Annotated in this window: 15 protein-coding genes, 2 tRNA genes and 1 pseudogene; 5 read left to right on the forward strand and 13 right to left on the reverse strand. The window is 71.7% G+C overall.

What is annotated here, in order from left to right:
* Window positions 1–48 precede the first annotated feature (48 nt).
* The 6 genes from HZF07_RS22170 to HZF07_RS22195 form a co-directional block, all read right to left on the reverse strand.
* Window positions 49–1,605, reverse strand: a complete 1,557-nt coding sequence (locus HZF07_RS22170; protein ID WP_157339757.1) for an ABC transporter substrate-binding protein — start codon at window positions 1,603–1,605, stop codon at window positions 49–51.
* 34 nt (window positions 1,606–1,639) lie between these two features.
* On the reverse strand, window positions 1,640–3,028 hold the full coding sequence (locus tag HZF07_RS22175; protein WP_157339758.1) for a serine hydrolase domain-containing protein: 1,389 nt from the start codon (window positions 3,026–3,028) through the stop codon (window positions 1,640–1,642).
* 116 nt (window positions 3,029–3,144) lie between these two features.
* Window positions 3,145–4,086 (reverse strand): diacylglycerol/lipid kinase family protein, encoded by a 942-nt coding sequence (locus HZF07_RS22180; protein ID WP_157339759.1) that lies wholly within the window; start codon window positions 4,084–4,086, stop codon window positions 3,145–3,147.
* Entirely contained in the window at window positions 4,073–4,885 is an 813-nt protein-coding gene (locus HZF07_RS22185) for a DUF1206 domain-containing protein (RefSeq protein WP_198346316.1), read from the reverse strand. The genes HZF07_RS22180 and HZF07_RS22185 overlap by 14 nt, the downstream gene beginning before the upstream one ends.
* A gap of 62 nt (window positions 4,886–4,947) precedes the next feature.
* Window positions 4,948–5,700, reverse strand: a complete 753-nt coding sequence (locus tag HZF07_RS22190; protein ID WP_157339760.1) for a phosphatase PAP2 family protein — start codon at window positions 5,698–5,700, stop codon at window positions 4,948–4,950.
* On the reverse strand, window positions 5,675–6,346 hold the full coding sequence (locus tag HZF07_RS22195) for a phosphatase PAP2 family protein (RefSeq protein WP_198346317.1): 672 nt from the start codon (window positions 6,344–6,346) through the stop codon (window positions 5,675–5,677). The genes HZF07_RS22190 and HZF07_RS22195 overlap by 26 nt, the downstream gene beginning before the upstream one ends.
* Window positions 6,347–6,483: 137 nt before the next feature.
* On the opposite strand from HZF07_RS22195, the gene HZF07_RS22200 reads away from it, so the two are divergent.
* Window positions 6,484–8,232, forward strand: coding sequence for a phospholipase D family protein (locus HZF07_RS22200; protein ID WP_181645595.1), 1,749 nt, complete (start codon window positions 6,484–6,486; stop codon window positions 8,230–8,232).
* Between the two features lie 44 nt (window positions 8,233–8,276).
* Window positions 8,277–9,080 (forward strand): annotated as a pseudogene (locus HZF07_RS22205) (PPK2 family polyphosphate kinase); the annotation flags it as partial.
* 289 nt (window positions 9,081–9,369) lie between these two features.
* Here the strand turns inward: HZF07_RS22205 and HZF07_RS22210 are convergent.
* A complete protein-coding gene (locus HZF07_RS22210; RefSeq protein WP_458329475.1) occupies window positions 9,370–10,215 on the reverse strand; it encodes a formylglycine-generating enzyme family protein in 846 nt (281 codons plus the stop codon).
* Between the two features lie 355 nt (window positions 10,216–10,570).
* Between HZF07_RS22210 and HZF07_RS22215 the strand changes: the two genes are divergently transcribed.
* Window positions 10,571–12,313 carry a sulfatase-like hydrolase/transferase gene (locus HZF07_RS22215; RefSeq protein WP_157339762.1) on the forward strand — a complete coding sequence of 581 codons (1,743 nt, stop codon included), beginning with the start codon at window positions 10,571–10,573 and terminating at the stop codon, window positions 12,311–12,313.
* Between the two features lie 164 nt (window positions 12,314–12,477).
* Window positions 12,478–12,551, forward strand: a tRNA-Ile gene (locus HZF07_RS22220).
* 45 nt (window positions 12,552–12,596) lie between these two features.
* Here HZF07_RS22220 and HZF07_RS22225 read toward each other — a convergent pair.
* The 3 genes from HZF07_RS22225 to HZF07_RS22235 all read right to left on the reverse strand — a co-directional run bounded on the left by HZF07_RS22225 (window position 12,597) and on the right by HZF07_RS22235 (window position 17,092).
* A complete protein-coding gene (locus HZF07_RS22225; RefSeq protein WP_157339763.1) occupies window positions 12,597–15,830 on the reverse strand; it encodes a S1 family peptidase in 3,234 nt (1,077 codons plus the stop codon).
* Window positions 15,831–15,836: 6 nt separating this feature from the next.
* Window positions 15,837–16,172 carry a trypco2 family protein gene (locus HZF07_RS22230; RefSeq protein ID WP_181645597.1) on the reverse strand — a complete coding sequence of 112 codons (336 nt, stop codon included), beginning with the start codon at window positions 16,170–16,172 and terminating at the stop codon, window positions 15,837–15,839.
* Between the two features lie 92 nt (window positions 16,173–16,264).
* Window positions 16,265–17,092 (reverse strand): DUF72 domain-containing protein, encoded by an 828-nt coding sequence (locus tag HZF07_RS22235; protein ID WP_157339764.1) that lies wholly within the window; start codon window positions 17,090–17,092, stop codon window positions 16,265–16,267.
* A gap of 36 nt (window positions 17,093–17,128) precedes the next feature.
* On the opposite strand from HZF07_RS22235, the gene HZF07_RS22240 reads away from it, so the two are divergent.
* Window positions 17,129–17,869, forward strand: a complete 741-nt coding sequence (locus HZF07_RS22240) for a PIG-L deacetylase family protein (RefSeq protein WP_157339765.1) — start codon at window positions 17,129–17,131, stop codon at window positions 17,867–17,869.
* A gap of 50 nt (window positions 17,870–17,919) precedes the next feature.
* Here HZF07_RS22240 and HZF07_RS22245 read toward each other — a convergent pair.
* The 3 genes from HZF07_RS22245 to dnaG all read right to left on the reverse strand — a co-directional run bounded on the left by HZF07_RS22245 (window position 17,920) and on the right by dnaG (window position 20,416).
* Window positions 17,920–17,992 (reverse strand) — tRNA-Asn (locus HZF07_RS22245).
* 55 nt (window positions 17,993–18,047) lie between these two features.
* Window positions 18,048–18,566, reverse strand: a complete 519-nt coding sequence (locus tag HZF07_RS22250; RefSeq protein WP_157339766.1) for a hypothetical protein — start codon at window positions 18,564–18,566, stop codon at window positions 18,048–18,050.
* Window positions 18,563–20,416 carry a DNA primase gene (gene dnaG / locus HZF07_RS22255; RefSeq protein WP_181645598.1) on the reverse strand — a complete coding sequence of 618 codons (1,854 nt, stop codon included), beginning with the start codon at window positions 20,414–20,416 and terminating at the stop codon, window positions 18,563–18,565. Before dnaG ends, HZF07_RS22250 begins: the two co-directional genes overlap by 4 nt.
* Between the last annotated feature and the right edge of the window lie 19 nt (window positions 20,417–20,435).

Here is a 20,435-nt window from a genome sequence, read left to right on the forward strand (position 1 = left end):
CGTGGGGCCGGGGCGACCGAGCTCGCCAACGACATGCGTGACCTCAGCTCACTTCGCCAGCATCCGGATGCTCGTCGGCACCAGGGCGCCCGGCACCTCGAACTCCGCGCCGTTGCCGAAGGTCTTCACCACGTTGTTGGCGAACGGCACGATGTCGGCCGCCTCCATCAGAGCGGACTCGGCCTGCAGCCAGGTGTCGCAGCCGTCGGTGCCGTCCATCTTGCTGGCAGCGGTGGCGCCGTCGGTGTAGTCCTTGTTGTCGATCCCGGAGAAGTTCGTCCCACCCTCGGCCATGCCGGCGCCCGACAGGAACGGCACGAGCTGGTCGGGGGTGTTGACGTTCAGCGGGACCCAGGCGATGTCCCAGTCGCCGGTGCCGAAGATGGCGCCCTGGAGCGCGGTCTCGTCGACGCCCTTGGCGTTCACCTTCACGCCGGCGGCCTCCCACTGCTGGACGGCGAGCTCGGCCGCGGCGGCGAAGGCGCTGCCCGCCGCGCTGGAGTAGAGGAAGGTCAGCTCGGGCTTGCCGGCGAGCGCGGCCTTGGCGGCGTCCACGTCCTGCGCCGGCAGCGAGGCGGCCGAGTCACCGGGGCAGGCGACCGGCGGGATCGCGGCGAGCGTGGTGGCCGGCGTGCCGGCGTCGGCGGTCGCGACCGAGGCGAGCTCGCCGAGGTCGAGCGCCTGGGTGAGGCCCATCCGGACGGCCGGGTCGCTGGTGGCGTGGCCGTCGTTGTGGTTGTACCACTGCTCGCCGAGCAGGGCCGGCGTCTCGGCGGCGAACAGTCCCTGGGCGTCGAGGCGCTTCACGTCGGGGCCGAGGACCTGCGCGGCGTTGATCTCGCCCGTGGAGATCAGGTTCGCCGCGGTGCTCTCGTTCTCGACGATCTTCATGACGACGGTGTCGGGCATGCCCTCCTCCGCCGTCGTCGCGCCGTTCGGACCCCAGGTGTAGCCGTCCCGGATCTGGTACGTGTAGTGGTCGTTCGGGACCACCTCGGTGAGCTCGTACGGGCCACTGCCGTTGGTGCTGTCGGCCAGCGACGTGCGGTCCTGCATGCCGGCGTCGCAGACCATCGGGAGGCTGGCGAGGCCGTTGAGCACGAACGGCGCGGGCGCCGCCAGGGTGATCGTCACGGTGCCGGCGGCGTCGTCCGCCTTCGCCTTCGCCCCGGCGGGGTAGAACGTGCCGAGGAACGGGCTCTTGTTCTTCGGGTTGCCGACGTAGTCGAGGTTGTCGACGGCGGTGGTGGCCGTGAAGTCGCTGCCGTCGGCGCAGGTGATGCCGTCGTTCAGGGTCAGCGTGACCGTCGTGCCGTCGACCGCCCAGTCCTTGGCCAGCTGCGACTCGACGGCGCCGGTCTCACCGTCGACCGAGACGAGGGTGTCGTAGGCCAGCTGGTTGACGGTGAAGAGCTGGGTGCCCGCGGACGACTGCGGGTCGAGCTTGCCCGGGTCGCCCTTGAGCGCCATCGTGAAGGTGCCGCCGTCGGCGTACGTGCTGGCACCCCCCTCGTTGGTCCCGGGGTCGTCGTCGCCGCCCCCGCCGCACCCGGCGAGGAGAGCTGCGGTGACGCAGAGGCAGATCGCAGAGCTGGCTAGCTTCATGGCGTTTCCTGTCGTCGCGTTGGTGTGGTGGGGATCAGGCTCCGGCGCGCCGGATGGCGCGACCGACGTGCAGGTAGAGGGCGTGGCCCTCTCCGTCGTCCCCGAGGAAGACGTGCGGCAGGTGCATGCCGTGCTCGGACTCCAGCGGGATCAGGCTGTCGTCACGGAACGGCACGAGCTCCTTGCGGTCCGGCTGCTCGCCGAGGTCCTCGAACATGCCCTTGGGCACGGTGACGACCCAGATCCGGCCGTCGTCGTCCTGGCTGACGGTCAGCTCCCCCACCTCGGTCGCGTAGGTGCCGACGTACCGGCTGGCGTCGATCCGCTCGGCGTCAGCGGGCGGGGTGGGCAGCGCCGGCACCTGGACGCCGGTGAGCTTCTCGATGATCGGGGTGACCAGGTCCTCGTAGAAGGAGATGATGTCGCCGCCGTTGGTGAGCAGCACGACCGCGACGCCGGCCTCGGGGAGCATCCGGAGGAAGGCGTTCTGGCCGATGGTGCTGCCGTCGTGGCCGACGATGTCGCCGGTCGGCAGGTCGAAGCGCTCGAAGCCGAGGCCCCACGAGGTTCCCATGACGCCGAGGTAGGGCACGTCGACGGCGTGCGCCTGCATCGCGGCGGCGGTGCCGGGCGCGAGGACCTGGGTCCCGTCCTCGGCCCTGCCGTCCGCCATGTGCATGGCGGCGAACTTCAGCAGGTCGCGCGGTCGCATGGAGAGCATCGACCCGGCCGGCGCGTTGGAGCGGGCGAAGGTCCAGATCGGGGCGGGCTGGTAGCCGGCGCCCGGCTCGAGCTGGACGTGACCCATCGCGGCGCGGAACATGATCGCCTCGTAGGGGTTCGTGGCCGCGTGGGTCAGGCCCAGCGGCGCGAAGAGGTGGTCGCGCAGGCACGCGTCGTAGTGCTTCTCGCGGAGCACCTCGACGAGCCGGCCGAGCACGCAGAAGCCCGCGTTGTTGTAGGAGAACATCTCCCCCGGCGGGAACAGCTGGGGCACCTCGCCGAGCACGCCGAGGTACTTCTCGACGCAGTCGTCGCCGACGCCGGTGTCGGTGAAGATGTCGCCCTCGAAGCCGGCGGTGTGGTTGAGCAGCATCCGGACCGTGATGACGGCGGCCGCGGCGTCGTCGCCGATCGCGAACTCCGGCAGGTAGGTGCGGACCGGCTCGTCCAGGTCGACCCTGCCCTCGTCGACGAGCTGCATCACCAGCGTGCTCGTCCAGAGCTTGGTGATCGACCCGATCTGGAAGAGGGAGTCGGTCGTCGCCTCGACCCCGGTCCCCCGGTGCAGGAGGCCGGCGGCGTCGTCGACGACCTCGCCGTCGAACAGGACGCCGACGGCCGCGCCGGGCACGTCGTACTTCTCGATCAGCGCGGGCAGCTGCTCGGCGATCCAGGCCTTCACCTCGGACAGGGTGGTCATGGCGCCCACCGTAGGAATGACCCGCGTCACTGTGTTCGTCGTACCGGACAACTCTCGTCGGTTCGGCTGTGCTCACCGACGAGGGTTGGTCACGGGCGTGTTACGGGCCCCGTGGCTCAGTCGTCGTCGCCCACGCGGACCACGAGCGCGTCGCGCTGGAGGACGAACCGGAGGGTGGCCGCCTCCGTGAGCACGTCGCCGTCGACCTCGCAGAGCTGGGGCGGGTCGACCTTCAGCGTGACGTCACGTCCACTGACCCGCTCGAGGGCCGGGCTGTCGTCGCGGTTGGCGAGCACCCGGGCCGCGACGCCGATCCACTGGGTCAGGCTCTCGGGGCTGACCGTGGCGACGTCGAGCAGGCCGTCGTCGAAGAGCGCGTCGGGCAGCAGGACCATGCCGCCGGTGAGCTCGCCGCAGTTGCCGACGACGACGGTCCGGGCCTTGCGGGCCCCGGTCGTCTCACCGTCGACGACGAGGTCGAGCGAGAACGGCGGGTCGGTGAGGTGCTTGCCGCCGCTGGCGACGTACGCCGCCCACCCGACCTTGTCCTTCACGCCCTCGGGGGCGTCGGCCATCATCTGCGCGTCGAAGCCGACCCCGGCCATCACCGTGAAGCAGTGGACGTTGTCGGCGGGCTCCGGCAGGCCCTCGAGCTGCTCCGGGGTGGGGTCGAGCACCAGCCAGCCGACGTCGATCGCGCGGTCACGACCGGTGAAGGCGACCCGCGCGGCGTCCTCCATGGGGTCGACCCGGCCGCCGACATTGCGGGCCAGCAGGTTGCCGGTGCCGCCGGGCAGCAGCCCGAGCGGGACGCCGGTGCCGACCAGCTCCTCGGCCACCGCGCGCACGGTCCCGTCGCCGCCGAGGGCACACACCACGGAGGCGCCGCCCTCGACCGCTGCCCGGGTCTGCCCGAAGCCGGGGTCGTCCTCGGTCGTCTCGACGATCGTCGGCTCCGGCACGCCCGCCGAGCGGGCGACCTCGGCGAGCGTCTCGCGGACTTCGTCGACGTCGACCTTGATCGGGTTGACGACGACGGTGATCTCAGACCCGCGCATAGCGCGCCCGGGCGAACGAGTAGACGCCGTAGGCCGCGAGCCCGAGTGCGATGGCGATCAGGATGACCGGACCGGCGGGCAGGTCGCGCAGCGCCTTCAGCGCGCCGTCGAGGCCGGTGGTCTTGCCCACGTGCTGCTTCAGGGCGGCGGCGACGAAGAGGACACCGACCGCGACGAGCGCGATGCCCTTGCCGATGTAGCCGATCCGAGCGGCGATCACGGCCCAGTGACCGGGGTGCTCCTGGAGGTCGCCGAGGAACTTCTGCTTCCAGCCCTTGTAGATGTGGTAGACCCCGACGCCGATGATCGCTGCACCGAGCAGGCCGACCAGCACGCGGCCGGCGGGCGCGTCCATCAGGCTCCGGGTGAAGTCCTTGGTCTGCTTGTTGCTCGACGTGTGTCCGCCGAGCGCGAAGACGAGCGCGGTGTAGGCGAGCGCGGCGTACAGGACGGCCTTGCCGCCCGCCTTGGCCTTGTCGAAGGCCTCGCGCTGCGAGAAGACCTCCGTGACCTGCCACAGCGCCAGCAGCGCGAAGCCGATCCCCAGCACCCAGAGCAGGAACTGACCGAACGGCTGGTGCGCCACGGTGGCGACGGCACCCGACTGGCTCGCCTGCCCGCCGTCGCCGGTCGCGATCTGCACGGTCAGCCAGGCGAGCACCAGGTGCAGCACGCCGCTGGCGGCGTAGCCCAGCCGTGCCCCCCACTCGACGACCGGGTTGTCCCCGGCTCGGTTCGCGGCCCCCTTGGCGGCCGAGGTGGCTCTGTCGGCGTGAGCCGACATGTTCTGATGCGTCATGGTCTCCCTCATGTCTCCCGGCCCCTTGTAGGGGTGTCTACCCCGCCTGAGCGGGGCCATACCTAGGCGAAGGTCTGGTCTGCCGGCCTCTTCGACTCGGTGCGGCCGTCTGCCGACCCGTCCCCGTCCTCGTCGCCCCGGCGCAGCCAGTGCCAGGCGAGCAGGCAGGCGACGAGGCCGTTGACCATCGCGACGGCGACGTCGCTGAGGTGGTGCATGCCGCGGTAGAGCCGGGCGGTGCCGACTGCGAACGGCACCAGCAGGCAGACGGTCACCACGACCGCCCGGAGCGCGGGCTGCCGGATCCGCAGGGCCATCAGCGCCAGCGTGAAGTAGAGGCCGGTGGCCGCTCCGGTGTGCCCGCTCGGGAAGCTGGAGGTGGGCGGGGAGTCGTCGAGCTTCTCGACGTCCGGCCGCTCGCGGTCGATGAGCAGCGTGGTGAAGAAGAACACCAGGGCCTGCGCGGAGATCGCGATCAGCGGCACCACGGCGTACCACCACTGCCGCGTGTGCCACCACACCAGCCCCACCACGATGAGGCAGACGCCGATGATGCTCACGGTCGCGCCGACCCACGAGAAGACCAGCGTCACGTTGTCGAGGAACGGCGTGCGCGACGACGCCATCGACTTGTTGAGCTTCTCCTCGGAGACGCCGAACTCCTTCAGCGGGCCGTCGGTGAGGGCCCAGCCGATCGCCAGCACGGCCAGCCACCAGACGAAGAGCGGCGCGACCACGCGCACGCCGAGGTCACGGGCGGCCTCCTTCGCGGTCGGGCGAGATTGGTCGTCATGCCACCTGGTGAGCATCGTCATCAGCGGCCTCCTTCGTGTGGTTCTCAGTGGGGTTCGGTGGGCTCCAGCCCAGGTAGCCGGCGTACGACGCGGCGCAGAGGCCCACGCCGAGCAGCACGCCGGCGGTGACGTCGGAGAGGTAGTGGGCGCCCATGAAGATCCGGTCGGCGCAGGTGATGAGCACCCACGCGACGCCGACGGCGAGCAGGACGCGACGAGCCGTCACGCCCATCGCGTGGCGCAGCAGCAGCAGGACCACCGTCACGACGATCGCGTTGTTGGTGGCGTGGCCCGACGGGAACGAGTAGCCGCTGTGCACGGCGAACGGGTCCTCGACCACGGGCCGGGTCCGCTGCACCAGGAGCTTGAGCAGGACGGCGATGAGCCAGCCCGTGGCCATCGTGGCCAGCGCCCACATCGCGCGCGTGCGCAGGTGCAGCCTGGCCCAGGCGAAGACGCACGCCGGCACCCCGAGCACGGCGTACATCACCCACGGCTGGCTGACCATCTCCCAGGCGTGCGCGAACGAGTGGAACCCGTCGTGCGACCTGGTGAAGTCGGTGGCGGCGACGCTCACCTCCTGGTCGAGGTCGATGAGCGGCCCGAACTGGGTGCGCACCAGGTAGGCGAGCACGGCGATCGGGACCGCCACGACCAGCGCGTACACCACGGCCCTGGTCAGTCGACGAAGGCGTGTCTGGCTCCCCTCCATGACCGGCATCTTGCGCCTCTGCGGTCCTCCGCAAACGCACCAGGCGTTCACGAGCCGTTTGCGCAGTGACCACCGGGAGCACAATGGCCCTCGTGGACGTGAGGGAGTGGCTCCTCGTGAGCGAGGAGAGGGAGAACCCGCACACCGCGATCGATGCGGTGCGTGGCGACGGGACGGCGTGGAGCACCGGCAACAGCGTCCGGGCGCTGGTGCACGGGCGCGACTACTTCGGCGAGCTCTACGAGCGCATCTGCACGCTCGGGCCGGGCGACCGGTTCTACTTCGCCGACTGGCAGGGCGACCCCGACCAGCAGCTGACCGACGACCCGCGCGCCACGCTCAACAACACGCTGATCGACGCCGTACGCCGCGGCGTCGACGTCCGTGGGCTGCTGTGGCGCTCGCACTGGCACCGGCTGGGCTACAGCGCCCACCGGCACCGGCAGCTCGGTGACGAGATCGGCGAGGCCGGCGGCCAGTGCCTGCGCGACATGCGCGTGCGCACCCGCGGCGCCCACCACCAGAAGTTCGTGGTGATCCGGCACGCTGCCGACCCGGAGCGCGACATCGCCTACGTCGGCGGCATCGACCTGTGCAACGGCCGGCGCGACGACGCCAAGCACCAGGGCGACCGGCAGCCGGTCGAGATGGCGCGGGCCTACGGCCCCACCCCCGCCTGGCACGACGTCCAGGTGGCGATCCAGGGTCCGGCCGTCCACGACGTCGAGACGACGTTCCGGGAGCGCTGGGAGGACAGCACCCCCCTCACGCTGAACCCCGGGCGGCTGCTGTCGAGCTTCGTGCACCGTGAGGACCTCTCCCCCGAGCCGCTCGGCGACCAGGCGCCACCCCCGCCGGCGCGGCCCGACGGGCACGAGGTGGTCCAGATCGTCCGGACCTTCCCGGTGATCTATCCCAAGTCCTACGACTTCGCCCCCGAGGGCGAGCGCTCGGTGATGCTCGGCAACACCAAGGCGATCGCGCAGGCCGACCGGCTCGTCTACGTCGAGGACCAGTACCTCTGGTCCGAGGAGGTCGGCGACCACTTCGCCGGCGCCCTGCGCGACAAGCCCGACCTCCGGCTGGTCATCGTGCTGCCCGTCGTACCCGACCGTGACGGCGCTGCCGTCGAGGTGCCGCAGCTCTACGGACGGTCGCTGGCGATGCGCAAGATCCTCGAGGCGGGTGGCGACCGGGTCGCCGTCTTCGGGCTGACCAACGAGGCCGGGATGCCGGTCTACGTGCACTCGAAGACCTGCATCATCGACCACCGGTGGGCGAGCGTCGGGTCCGACAACCTCAACCGCCGCTCGTGGACCAGCGACAGCGAGATCGCGTGCGCCGTCGTCGACGACCGTGGCGATGCCGACAGCCCGGCGCCCGAGGACTCCTTCCCGCGCGTGCTGCTGCGCACGCTCGTCGCCGAGCACCTCGGCTGCAGTCCGGACGAGGTGCCGGAGGACCCCCACGAGCTCTTCGACACGATGGTCGCCTCCGCCGACGCGCTCGACGAGTGGTACGCCGGCGGCGTCCGCGTCCGCGTCCGCGACCGCCGGACGGGCGTGCGCGGCCGGTTGTCCGGGAGGATCCCGCGACGGCGCCCGGTGCCGGTGCCCCAGTGGTTGAGCGGCCACGTCCCCGGGCATGCCTACCGACGGCGGCGAGCGCTCGACCGCGCGGCGGCGTACGCCGCGGCGCCGCACGAGCACCAACGACCGCCCGGCCGGCTACGCCGGCTGGCGACGCCCGAGCTCACCGCGACGCAGCTCATCTGGGCACCGCGGCTGTACGACCTGCTGTTCGACCCGGACGGCCGGCCACGACCCGGAGAGGGGAACTGAGGATGTCGAAGCGGCGTGACGAGTGGAGCGAGGATCCGCGCGACATGCTGCGCGCCGGTCCCGACTTCGACCTGGTCGGGATGGAGCGCGACGCGACGCCCGGGTGGCGGTCGGGGAAGAAGGCGGCGTCGCGGTTCTGCGACGAGCGGGGCGACCTGCTCAGCGAGCTCCAGGAGCGGCTGTTCGCCGAGGGCCGCGCCGGCGGCACCCGGTCGCTGCTGGTCGTCGTCCAGGGACTCGACACCGCCGGCAAGGGCGGCGTCGCCCGGCACGTGATGAGCAAGGTGGACCCGCAGGGGGTCGCGCTGCGCTCCTTCGGGCCGCCGACCGACGAGGAGCTGAAGCACCACTTCCTGTGGCGGATCAAGAAGAAGCTGCCCTCCCCCGGTCTCATCGGTGTCTTCGACCGGTCGCACTACGAGGACGTGCTCATCGCGCGGGTGGACGAGCTCGTGCGCCCGGACGTGTGGGAGCGGCGGTACGACGAGATCAACGACTTCGAGGCCGACCTGGTGGAGTCCGGCACGACCGTGCTGAAGTTCGGGCTGATGGTGAGCCACGACCAGCAGGGGCTGCGGCTCATGAAGCGGCTGGACCGACCGGACAAGCACTGGAAGTACAGCACCAACGACCTGGTCACGCGTCGCAAGTGGGACGACTACCAGGACGCCTACGCCGACGTGTTCCGCCGGACGTCCACCGAGGCCGCGCCCTGGTACGTCATCCCCGCCGACCACAAGTGGTACGCCCGGGTGGCGATCACCGAGATCCTCACCCAGACCCTGATCGACATGGACCCCGAGTGGCCCTCGGTGCGCTGGGACCCCGAGGTCCAGCGCCGCGAGCTCGCCGCGCTGATGAGCACCGAGGCCCTCCGGGCCTCGCTGAAGGACACCGAGTCACAGGTCAAGAAGGCCGTCAAGGACGACCGCCGGGTGCGGGAGGAGACCGCCCGGGCGCGCGCCGACGTCGCCGACTCCGACCCGCTGGCCGAGGCCGAGGCGCAGGCTCGCGAGGCGGAGGCCGTCGCCACCGCGGCCGCGGCCATGCTCGACCTGAAGCGGACCCGCGAGCAGAAGGCGGAGCTGCTCGAGGAGCGTGGGGCGGGCTGAGCCCACGACCCCGTGAGTACCCGGGTCAGCCCGCGTCGTTGGCGCACCGGAAGCCGATGTTGCCCGAGGAGGACTCCGCTGTGTTGGACGAGCGGGCAGCGACGCGGTAGCGGTTGCAGTAGCTGTCGTGGCAGAGGTAGGACCCGCCGCGCATCACCCTCGGGACGCGGGAGTCGTCCGGCTCGGCCGGCTCCGCCGCGACGGGATCGACGACGGGGTCCTCGCCTGCCCGATCGGCGTACTCGGTCGCGCGGAACGCGTCGCGGCACCACTCCCAGACGTTGCCGACCGTGTTGTGCAGGCCGTAGCCGTTGGGCTGGAACGCGGTCACCGGCGCGGTGGTGAGGTAGCCGTCGTCGAGGGTGTTGCGCTGCGGGAAGTCGCCCTGCCAGATGTTGCAGCGCCACCGTCCGCCATGGGTGAGCTCGTCGCCCCACGGGAACCGCGCACGGTCGAGACCGCCGCGCGCGGCGTACTCCCACTCCGCCTCGGTGGGCAGGCGCTTGCCCGCCCAGTGGGCGTAGGCCTGCGCGTCGCGCCACGACACGTGCACGACCGGGTGGTTCTGCAGGTCGCCGACGCTCGAGCGCGGCCCGGCCGGGTGCCGCCAGTCCGCGCCGCGCACCGCCAGCCACCACGGCACGCCGGCCGCGCCGCGCAGGATGTCGGCCGGCGCGGCGTCGACCGCGAGGTGGAACACTGCCGACACCCCGTCTCGCTCGGCCTCGGTGACGTAGCCGGTCGCCTTGACGAAGGAGGCGAACTGGGCATTCGTCACGGCCTTCGTGTCGATGAGGTACGGCGAGAGCTGCACTCGGTGCGTGGGCCGTTCGCCGTCCGCGGCGTACCCGTCACCGTGGCTGTCCCCCATCCAGAACGTGCCTCCCGGGATCCGGACCTGTCCGCGAGTGCTCCGCTCGCCGCGCGGGACCGAGGGCACGGTGTCCGCGGCGGCGCGGGCCATGGCGGTCGCGGCAGGGGCGCAACAGGACCCGGCGTGCTCACCGTCGTGCGGTCGCGTCCCGCGGTGCGACTCGAGGAGCGGCAGGAGCGGCCGTCCGGGGTCGGCGTTGATCGCCATGGCGCCAAACTACAGTAGATCGATCGAGTTCCTGACGCGGAGGGCGCGCGGACGGCCGCCGTCTGCATCGCGGACAGTGTTGAAGTAATCCGACTGACTAACACTAGATTGCGAGCCAGCACTCACCTCACCAGAAGGAACCCCGATGCCATCTCGGAAGATGCTCACGGCGATCGCTGCGCCCGCCGTCCTCACGCTGGCCAGCCTGACTCCTGTGCTCGGTGCCTCGCCGACGAGCACCGCCAGCGCCGCGCCGACGTCCACCCCCGGCCCGCGGCCCAACCTGGTCTTCATCATGGCCGACGACCTCGGCTGGTCCGACCTGAGCACCGGGCGGGTCAACGGCGGCTTCGGCAACGACTTCAACGAGACGCCTCAGCTCGACAGGCTCGCGCAGGAGGGTCAGTCCTTCACCGAGGCCTACGCCTCCGTCCAGTGCAGCCCGACGCGGACGGCACTGCACACCGGCCAGTACGCCACCCGACCGACCAACAACGTGTACGCCGTGGGCCCGGTCACGGGTCAGGGGGGCGACCCGCTGCTGGGCGTGACCCAGGGACGGCTGGCCGAGGACGGCCGAACCGCCATCCCGGTCGGGTACACGACTCTCGGCGAGACCCTGCAGCACGCCGGATACGCGACCGGCTACTCCGGCAAGTTCCACGTCACCGCGTCGGCCGCCGAGATCGTCAGCAGCCACGGATTCGACGAGAACTGGGGCGGCAGCCAGGCCTCGAACGCGACTCACTACTTCGCGACGAACAACCGGTTCAACGACTCGGTCTCCCCCAGCCTGGACCAGTTCGCGCAGGACTACACGCAGGAGTACGTCGACCAGAACATCGCGCCGTACAGCCACGGGGTCACCGATGCCCAGCTCGACGCCCTCGTCGGCACCGACAAGCACGTCACCGACGCCCAGACCGACGCAGCCCTGGACTTCATCGACCGCAGCAAGGACCAGCCGTTCTTCGCCTTCGTGAGCGAGTTCGCCCCGCACTTCCCGGTCGACGACGCCGAGGCTCGCCCCGACCTGCTCGCCAAGTACCACGCCAAGCCGGCGGGCGAGGACCCGGCGAAGCCGTCGTACGGGGCCTTGGTCGAGGGTGTCGACCAGTCCGTGGCCCGCATCGTCGACTACCTGGAGACCACTCCCGATCCCCGCAACGGGGGCAAGCCCCTGGCCGACAACACGCTGGTGATCTTCACCTCCGACAACGGTGGCGAGGAAGACCCGGTCATCGCCGGCGCCTACAACGGTCCACTGCGCGAGGACAAGGGCTTCAAGTACGAGGGAGGCGTGCGCGTCCCCTGGATCGTGTGGAGCGACAACGACGACCTCGTTCGCGGCGGCGGTCGGTCCAACGACACGATCGTGAACAGCACCGACCTCTACCCGACGCTCGCGTCCTACGCCCGGGCTCAGCTGCCCGCCGGAGTTCCGCTGGACGGCATCGACCTCAAGCCGGCGTTCAGCAAGGGCACCCGGATCAACCGTGAGCACTTCCACCACCTGCCGGGCTACGTCCGCTTCGGGGGTGCCCTGGAGTCGAGTCCCTTCTCGAGCATCCGCGACGGTCGCTGGAAGCTCTACTACAACTACGCCGACAACTCCTTCGCGCTCTACGACCTGACCAAGGACATCGGCGAGACCAGCGATCTCGCGGCTGAGCGGCCGGGGCTCGCGCGCCAGCTCGGCGAGCAGCTGATCGCATGGCTCGACGAGACGGACGCACCGCTGGCGACCCTCCGCGCAGGCCAGCCGACGCGGGTGATCCCCGACTTCACCGGGACGACCTACGCCAACGGTGAGGTGACCCGGCACCACCGCGACACCATCACGATCGCGGCCGGCCAGCAGGTGCCCTTCGTCCTGCCGAGGCCGTAGCAGTACGTGACAGCCAGAGGGCCCGGACGCGTTGCGGCCGGGCCCTCTGGCATCTCGGGTCCTGCGAGTGGTGCGGAACTCCGCGAGCCCCGGGACGCCTGAGCTACGACGTCTGAACCTGCCTGGGTCGACGAGGACGACACTCAGTAGGCTCACCGGCGCAAGGGGCGTTAGCTCAGCTGGTTAGAGCAGGCGACTCATAATCGCCCAGTCGTCGGTTCAAGTCCGACACGCCCTACTTCGACCTGACAGGCATCGTGGCCGAGCCCGGCGGCGAGGGACGCTATCCGCGCCAGACGAGCTCTTCGGCTCGGCGCTGCGTGTCGTGCGCCTTCTCCTCCAGCAGGAGACGCCGTCGTCGTGCGCTGGGTTGGTCGTGGCCCTGCCGCGCCTCCTCACGCAACAGCCGCACGGACCGCTGCGCCAGGTCCAGGGCCGGAACTCCCTCACCGATGGCCAGGTAGGCCTCCGCCAGCTGGACCTGGGAGCGAGCGAGGTCGACCACGAAGGCTGGCACTCGCTCGGCGACATCGGCGAACAGGCGCACCGCCTGCTCGCCGGCAGGAACGGCGTCCGCGGCCTGTCCGACCTTGAGGGCCGCCGTGCACAGCAGCTCGGCAGCGGCAGCTCTGGCCGGCACCATGGCGACTGCCTCCGCCGGGCCGAGGCCCGCGATGCGCTCGAACTCCTGGCTCGCGCGTCCGACCAGCTCGAGCGCCGTGTCGGGCTGACCGAGGGCGCCGGCGATGTTCGCTCGGTTCATCAGGGACCGCCCGAACGTGTCGTCGCTGAGCGCGAGCTCAGCGTTGGCGGCCAGCTCGGACAAGGCGGCTACCGCCTCGTCGGCCGACCTGGCTGCCTCGTCCAGCCGCCCTACCCCCTGCAGAAGCGCTGCGAGGTTGCTGTTGACCTTGGCGGCGTCACGTCGGGCATCGGGGCTGCCGGTTCGTCGAGCGAACGCCTGAAGGATCTCGACGGCCTCGTACTCGTACGAGATGGCCGCCTCGGCACGGCCGGTCTCTGCCATCACCGCGGCCTGCAGGTCCAGCGCCCGGCCGAGCACGTCGGGCTGGATCCAGCCCTGGCGGGTCGCGTTCCTGAGCTTGCCGACGACTTCGTCGATGAGTGTCAGCGCGGCGTCGAACGACCGGAGGTCGTTGAGGACCGCTGCCCGGGCGAGGTTGACGCGGAGGACGTGCTGCTCGTCGATGCCGGGACCGAAGAAGCGCTCGGCCGCACGTCTGAACTCCTGCTCGGCCCGCACCAGGTTGCCGGCCTCGTAGGCCTCAGTGGCCCGACGCTCTGCGTCCCGGCCGGCCCGCTCCACCTCGCTGAAGGTCGGCGTCGCCGTCGGTGGCGGAGGTGGTGCGGAGTCGGCCGGTGTGCCGCCGCCCCGGTCTGTGAGCTCCTCGTCCGCGGGACCGGGGCCGGTGTCGTGGAAGGGGTTGCTCGAGGAGAAGGGGTTCTCCCCGATACCGCGGCCGATGTCGTAGAGCCGTTCGGGCGCGCTGGATGCGGTCTCCCGCCCGGCGGTGGCCCCGCCAGCCCAGGTGTCCGGGTCGTAGCTGAAGTGGCCGTCGCGGCGCGAGTCCGGGAGCGCCCGCTGGAGCGGCAGTGGATCCGCGACCCGCCGGGCCGCTCTGTCGATGGCTTCCACCAGGGCGGGTCGCCCGCTTGCCGCCAGGAGGGTGACTTGTTCGGCCAGGTGGGCCTGGTGCGCCATGGCGCGGCCGATGACGACGAGCGCGTCCTGCAGCTCATCGACGTCCTCGGAACCGAGGAGGTGCCCCAGGAGGTCGGGGTCTTGCTTGCTGACGGCACCGACGAGGTGCTCACCGAGGCGGTCCGGCTGCAGCGGCCCCCAGTAGCGGGAACTGGTTTCGGTCGGGTACAGCGAGCGCAGCCAGTCGGCCACCCGCCCGGGTTCGGTGAGCTCGGGGATCCGCTGCAAGAGAGTGAGGGCCGCGGGCCGGCCCTGGACGCCGATGAGCGTCGCGGCGGTGACCGCCTGGTCGCGCACGGCCTCGGGGAGCTTCAGGTCACGGGCCTCGATGGTCTTGCGCCAGTACTGGCGCTCGTGGCCGAGCAGGCGCCGTTCGACGGGGCCGGTGGTGCCGGGCGTGGCCTCCCCGGCCTCGATCAGCTCCAGCAGGGCGGCGAGCTGAAGGCTGAGCGGGTCGCCGAAGCACGGGTCGGTGAGATCGGGCGCCGTGACTGCCGCGGCCGCCTCCTGCCATCCGGTCTGCGGTTCGTCGCGGTGCAGGCGGCGGGCGAACTGGTCCACGCACGAGTGGAAGGCCGCGACACGGTCCGGCGGCTCGTGCAGTGGGTTCAGCACGACGACGGCGTCCTCGCTGAGCAGGTCCGGATAGCCGTCGCAGAGCCTGGTCCACCAGTCGCCGCGGTCGCGGGCGAGCAGGAGCAGTCGGGTGCGGGGCGGATCGTCGGCGCTCTGGTAGGCCGAGAGCAGGTCTTGGAGCTGCTCGTTCCGGCTCTCGGCGTAGTCGGCGACCAGCAGGACGGCGTGTTTGCGGGCCGTGGTGGTGAGGTCGGTGAGTCGATGGGCGGGTGCGTTGGTGGCCAGCAGCCCGCCGAGCCAGTCGCCGCCGATGCCTGCGCCCTCGGGATCGTGCTGCAGCTGACGAATCAGCTGGTGCGCCAGCCTGGTCTTGCCCCGACCGCCGGGGCCGACCAAGAGGAGGGCGTCGAACATGCCGCCGGATCGGGTCCAGGTCACGAGTTGGTCGAGTTGACGGTCTCGTCCGAGGAAGTCGATGACGCTCTCGTCGGCGCGCAGAAGTTGCGCCCACGACAGTGGCCCGTGCGAAACGGGGGGCCGGGCGAGCACCGGGTCGAGCTCGGCGGAGCCCAGGGCGATCGGCTGCCGCAGCAGCGCCCTGGCTTGAGGGTCGGCGACGATGGCCGAGGCGGGGACGGCGGTGAGCTCGTCGCGGTCGAAGCCGGGGGTGTCGATGACGACCACGCCGACCAGCGTGCCGCGGCTCATCAGGGCGGCCCCGGACATGCCGGCCCACGGCGAGCCTTCGTTGGTGGGTCGCTCGTCGACCTTGACGACGTAGCGGCCCTCGGTGAGCGCCGACTGCGGATTGACGTGGCCGCTCAGCTGGAACGAGATCCTCGTGTCCCCCTGCCGCATCACCGCCGGGTACCCGGTGGCGTCCACTGCCTGGCGGGCCTCGCGACCGGTGAAGCGGGCCCAGCGGATCGGTGGCGATCCGGGCGGCATCGGGGAGGGACCTGCGATACGCACCAGGGCGGCGTCGACCTCGCGCCGCGGCAGTGGCCAGACAACCTCACCCGCGACCGGCTGATCGGAGCCGTCGAAGCGCAGTGCCACCGGGAGCGGTGCGTCGCCGTCGAACACGACGTGCGCGGCGGTCAGCACCAGTTCGTCGCTGACCAGCAGGCCGCTGCCGTTCTCGGCGTACACCTGGCCGTGGGCGTCGGCGGGATGGAGCCCGCGAACGTCGACGAGGCGGTCTGCGTCGGCGGCCATTCCTGGCTATCCCGTCGGCGCAGCAGTCGCTGGGGGCGCGGTCTCGAGGTGGCGCTCGGAGATGAGCGGGTCGGGCTGGCCGTCCATCAGGGGGGTGAGCTGGAGCGAGATCCGGTGTGTGGTCGTCGATGCCCGCTCACCGGTGGCACCGGCGGAGACCACCCAGAACCGCACCCCGGCCTCGCCGCCCACCGTCGCCGCGATGCCGACCTCGAACTCCATCGACACGGTGCCGAGCTGGAATCGGAGCCGCTCGCCGTCGCCGCGGCCCATGGCGTCGGCGAGCTCGCGACGCAGGTCGTCGATGGCGTCGGCCAGTCTCGGCCCGGGAAGCTCGGCCATCCGATGAGTCTGTCACCGAGAGCCGCCAGCCGGTATGCACCGAACGGGCCATGACGGTGACGGCTGTTGGACGGGGGCCTCGTGCGTGCGCCTCAACGACCGGAGAGCCGCGCCCGGAGGCGCTCGGCGTCGTGCGGCGCGTAGCCCTTGGCGTCGTTGTCGAAGTAGACGACGACGTCGGCCCGCTCGGCCCAGGCGCGGCAGCGCTCGGCCCAGCGGTCGAGGGCCGCGTCGGAGTAGCCGCTGGCGTAGAGCTCGGTGTCGCCGTGGAGGCGCACGTAGACCAGGTCGCTGGTCACCGCCTCGGCCATCGGCCAGCGACCGGCGCTGTCGGCGACCACGCAGGCGATGTCGTGCTCACGCAGGAGCGCGAACGCCGCGTCGGTGCAGTAGGTCGAGCTGCGGAACTCCAGCGCGTGCCGGACCCGCTTCCCCGCCAGGCCCTGCGGGGCTCGGGTGGTCGCGCGGTCGTCGGGCACCTTGGCGTCGTGCTGCCGGGCGAGCGCGGCGAGCTCACCGACGGTGCGCGGCAGCAGGTCGAAGAAGTCGGCCAGCAGGCGGGCGTCGTACTCCAGCCGCTCGGGCAGCTGCCACAGGAACGGCCCGAGGGTGGGCCCGAGCTCGAGGACGCCGGAGGCGAAGAAGTTGGCGAGCGGGGTCTCCACGTCGCGCAGCCGCTTGAGGTGGGTGACGAACCGGCCGCCCTTGACGGCGAAGCAGAAGTCCTGAGGGACCTGCTCGCGCCAGGAGCGGTACGACGTGGGGCGCTGCAGCGAGTAGAACGACCCGTTGATCTCGATGGTGTCGAGGCGCTGGGCGGCGTAGGCGAGCTCGTCGCGCTGCCGGAGTCCCCGCGGGTAGAAGTCGCCGCGCCAGCCGGCGTAGGTCCAGCCCGAGATGCCGACGCGGATCTCACCCATGGGGACGCGGTACCCCGCCGCTGGCATGCTCAGGACATGGAGATCGAGAAGCTGGAGCCGCTCCCCGAGGACTGGGAGCGCGCGCTCTGCGTGGTCGCGCACCCCGACGACCTGGAGTTCGGCGCCGCGGCCGCGGTCGCGCGCTGGACCGGCCAGGGCAAGCAGGTCGTCTACTGCATGGTGACCTCGGGCGAGGCCGGCATCGACGCGCTGGCGCCCGACGAGTGCCGCGCGGTGCGCGAGGCCGAGCAGGTCGAGTCGGCGCGGATCGTCGGCGTCGCGGAGGTGGAGTTCCTCGGCCAGCCCGACGGCATCCTCGAGTACGGCGTGCCGTTGCGGCGGGTCATCACCGAGGTGGTGCGCCGGCACCGGCCCGAGATCGTGGTGACCGGCAACTTCCGCGACACCTGGGGCGGGCTCAACCTCAACCAGGCCGACCACATCGCCACCGGCCGCGCGGTCGTCGACGCGGTCCGCGACGCCGGCAACCGCTGGGTCTTCCCCGAGCAGCTCACCGACGGGCTGGAGCCGTGGGGCGGCGTCCGCGCGGTCTGGGCGGCTGGCTCGCCCCAGGCGACGCACGCCGTGGACACGACCGGCACGTTCGACGCCGGCGTCGCCTCGCTGGAGGCGCACCGCGCCTACATCGACGGGCTGGGCTGGGAGAACTGGGACCCGCGCGAGTTCCTCGAGGGCTTCGCCCGGCAGGCCGGCCAGCGGCTCGGCACGGCGTACGCCGCGACGTTCGAGGTGTTCCCGATGGGCTGGGGCGAGTAGCCGGGAAATGCACAGCGGGCCCGTCTCGACCGAGACGGGCCCGCTGTCTGCTCCCCCGGTTGGACTCGAACCAACAACCCTCCGGTTAACAGCCGAATGCTCTGCCAGTTGAGCTACAGGGGATCGGTGCAGCCCGCACAGATTAGCAATCGGCCAGCCGCAGGGAAAATTGAGGGGTCTACGGCGTGCCGACCTCTGCGCGGGCCGCGGCGAGGGCGGCTTCCGCCGCCTCGCGGACGGCCGGGTCGTCGGGGTCGACGCCCTCGTCGTACTCGAAGAGCCAGCGGACCGGCTGGTCGCCGCGGGGGGCGCGGCGGGCGATCACCCGGACGCCACGGCCGCCGGCCACCGGCACGTGCCGCTGCAGCAGGACGCTGGCGGTGACCCGCTCGCGGACCAGCTGGAGCAGCAGCGCGGGCTCCTCCAGCGTGAGCATGTGCTCGGGCCGGATCTCGCCCCAGGAGCCGACCTCGACGACGTGCAGGACCGCGGCGTCCTGGTCCCAGTCGGCGGACTGCACGTCCTCCCACGGGATCCGCAGGGTCTCCTCGAGGGCGAGGCCGGTGCCGAGGCGGCGTACGACGTAGAGCGCGTCGCGGCTGCCCCCGACGAGGCCCTCGGCGGCGGTGGCGTGCGCGAGCAGCCGCTCGCCGCGCTCGACCCGGATCGGCGGCCGGCGCCCGAAGAGCGGGCTCACGCCGGCCCCGCCAGGCGGTCGAGCAGCCCCCGGCGCTCGTTCTCCAGGGCGGCGAGCTCGCCGAACATCGTGATGTACGACGGGTCCTCCGGGCTGGTGCGCTGCAGGCGCGAGCGGAGGTCGTCGATGCGCCGGCTCATCCCGCCCTCCTGCAGCCGCAGCAGGTACTGGGTGAAGTAGGCGGCGTCCGGCTCCTTCTTGAGCGGGGCGACGGCCAGCGCACTGACGGTGGAGGCCGTGGCCGGGTCGGGCGCCGCGTCGCGGAGCTTGGCCGCCCAGGCGGGGTCGCCGACCCCCGCCGCGATGCCGCCCGCCTGCTCCACCAGCGTCCAGATGGTGCGCAGCACCGGGTGGGTGAAGCTGTCGGCGTGGAGCTCGGTCGTCAGCCTGCCGATGTTCATGGGGTGCTGGATGACCAGCATCAGCGTCTCGCGCTCCTTCTCGAAGCGGGGGTCGCCGACGCTCGGCAGGTCCGGACGCGCGGTCTCGGTGGCGGCCGGCGCGGTCCCGCTGGGGGCCGGACGCCGGTTGGCGGCGCGGCGCACCTCCGCGCGGGCGTCGTCGGGGTCGGCGCCGACCATGCCCGCCAGCTCCCGGGCGAAGGCGTCCACCTTGGACTTGTCGCGGATGCTCGAGACCAGCCGCGCGCCCTCGCGCAGGGCGTCGACCCGGCCGTCGGCCCGGTCGAGGTCGTACTTGCCGACGACGTTGGCCAGCACGAAGCGATAGAGCGGGATGCGGGCGTCGACGAGCCCGCGCACGGCCTCGTCGCCGTCCTTGATCCGCAGGTCGCACGGGTCGAGACCGCGCGGCTCGACGGCAACGTAGGTCTGGGAGGCGAAGTTCTGGTCGCCGCCGAAGGCCCGGATCGCGGCCTTCTGTCCCGCCGCGTCCCCGTCGAAGGTGAAGATCACCTCGCCCTGCGCACCGTCGCGGTCGACCAGGAAGCGCCGGAGCACCCGGGCGTGGTCGTCACCGAAGGCCGTGCCGCAGGTGGCGACCGCGGTCGGGACGCCGGCGAGGTGGCACGCCATCACGTCCGTGTAGCCCTCGACGATGACCGCCTGCGAGGTCCGGCCGATCTCGCGGCGGGCCAGGTCGATGCCGTAGAGCACCTGGCTCTTCTTGTAGATCGGGGTCTCGGACGTGTTGAGGTACTTCGCCTCGACCCGGTCGTCGTCGAAGAGCCGCCGGGCGCCGAACCCGATGGTCTCGCCGTTGGACTCGCGGATCGGCCAGAGCAGCCGGCCCCGGAACCGGTCGTAGCCGGACTGGCCGATCAGGCCGCCGGCGTTGAGCTCGTCGCGGCTGAAGCCGCGACCCTTGAGGTGCCGGTCGAGCGCGTGCCCGTCGCGGGGCGCGAACCCGATGCCGAACATCTCGGCCGCCGCCTGGTCGAAGCCGCGCTCGGCCAGGAACTGCCGGGCCACCAGCGCGTCCGGCGTGGAGAGCTGCTCGGCGTAGAACTCCTGGGCGATCTTGTGCGCCTCGACGAGGCGGCGTCGCGACGGGCCCTTGGGGCGCTCGGGCGCGCCGGTGCCCTCGTCCTCGCGCCGCAGCACCACGCCGTACTTGTCCGCGAGCCGCTCGACGACCTCGCCGAAGTTGAGCCCGTCGATCTTCATCAGGAAGTTGATGACGTCGCCGCCCTCGCCGCAGCCGAAGCAGTGGTAGAAGCCCCGGCTCGGGTTGACGTTGAACGACGGCGACTTCTCGTCGTGGAAGGGGCACAGCCCCTTGAGGGACCCACCGCCGGCCGGGCGGAGCGTGACGTACTCGTTGATGATGTCGTCGATGCGCGCCTTCTCGCGTACCTCGGCGATGTCCTCATCGCGGATCCGGCCTGCCACGCGGCGATCCTACGGGCGG

The organism is Nocardioides agri (assembly GCF_013778305.1).
Taxonomy (GTDB): Bacteria; Actinomycetota; Actinomycetes; order Propionibacteriales; family Nocardioidaceae; genus Nocardioides; species Nocardioides agri.

What these genes read in the sequence shown, in the direction of transcription:
- HZF07_RS22170 (WP_157339757.1), bottom strand. Translation starts at nt 1,605, where the DNA reads ATGAAGCTAGCCAGCTCTGCGATCTGCCTCTGCGTCACCGCAGCTCTC.
- HZF07_RS22175 (WP_157339758.1), bottom strand. Translation starts at nt 3,028, where the DNA reads ATGACCACCCTGTCCGAGGTGAAGGCCTGGATCGCCGAGCAGCTGCCC.
- HZF07_RS22180 (WP_157339759.1), bottom strand. Translation starts at nt 4,086, where the DNA reads ATGCGCGGGTCTGAGATCACCGTCGTCGTCAACCCGATCAAGGTCGAC.
- HZF07_RS22185 (WP_198346316.1), bottom strand. Translation starts at nt 4,885, where the DNA reads ATGACGCATCAGAACATGTCGGCTCACGCCGACAGAGCCACCTCGGCC.
- HZF07_RS22190 (WP_157339760.1), bottom strand. Translation starts at nt 5,700, where the DNA reads ATGACGATGCTCACCAGGTGGCATGACGACCAATCTCGCCCGACCGCG.
- HZF07_RS22210 (WP_458329475.1), bottom strand. Translation starts at nt 10,215, where the DNA reads ATGGGGGACAGCCACGGTGACGGGTACGCCGCGGACGGCGAACGGCCC.
- HZF07_RS22215 (WP_157339762.1), top strand. Translation starts at nt 10,571, where the DNA reads ATGCCATCTCGGAAGATGCTCACGGCGATCGCTGCGCCCGCCGTCCTC.
- HZF07_RS22225 (WP_157339763.1), bottom strand. Translation starts at nt 15,830, where the DNA reads ATGGCCGCCGACGCAGACCGCCTCGTCGACGTTCGCGGGCTCCATCCC.
- HZF07_RS22230 (WP_181645597.1), bottom strand. Translation starts at nt 16,172, where the DNA reads ATGGCCGAGCTTCCCGGGCCGAGACTGGCCGACGCCATCGACGACCTG.
- HZF07_RS22235 (WP_157339764.1), bottom strand. Translation starts at nt 17,092, where the DNA reads ATGGGTGAGATCCGCGTCGGCATCTCGGGCTGGACCTACGCCGGCTGG.
- HZF07_RS22240 (WP_157339765.1), top strand. Translation starts at nt 17,129, where the DNA reads ATGGAGATCGAGAAGCTGGAGCCGCTCCCCGAGGACTGGGAGCGCGCG.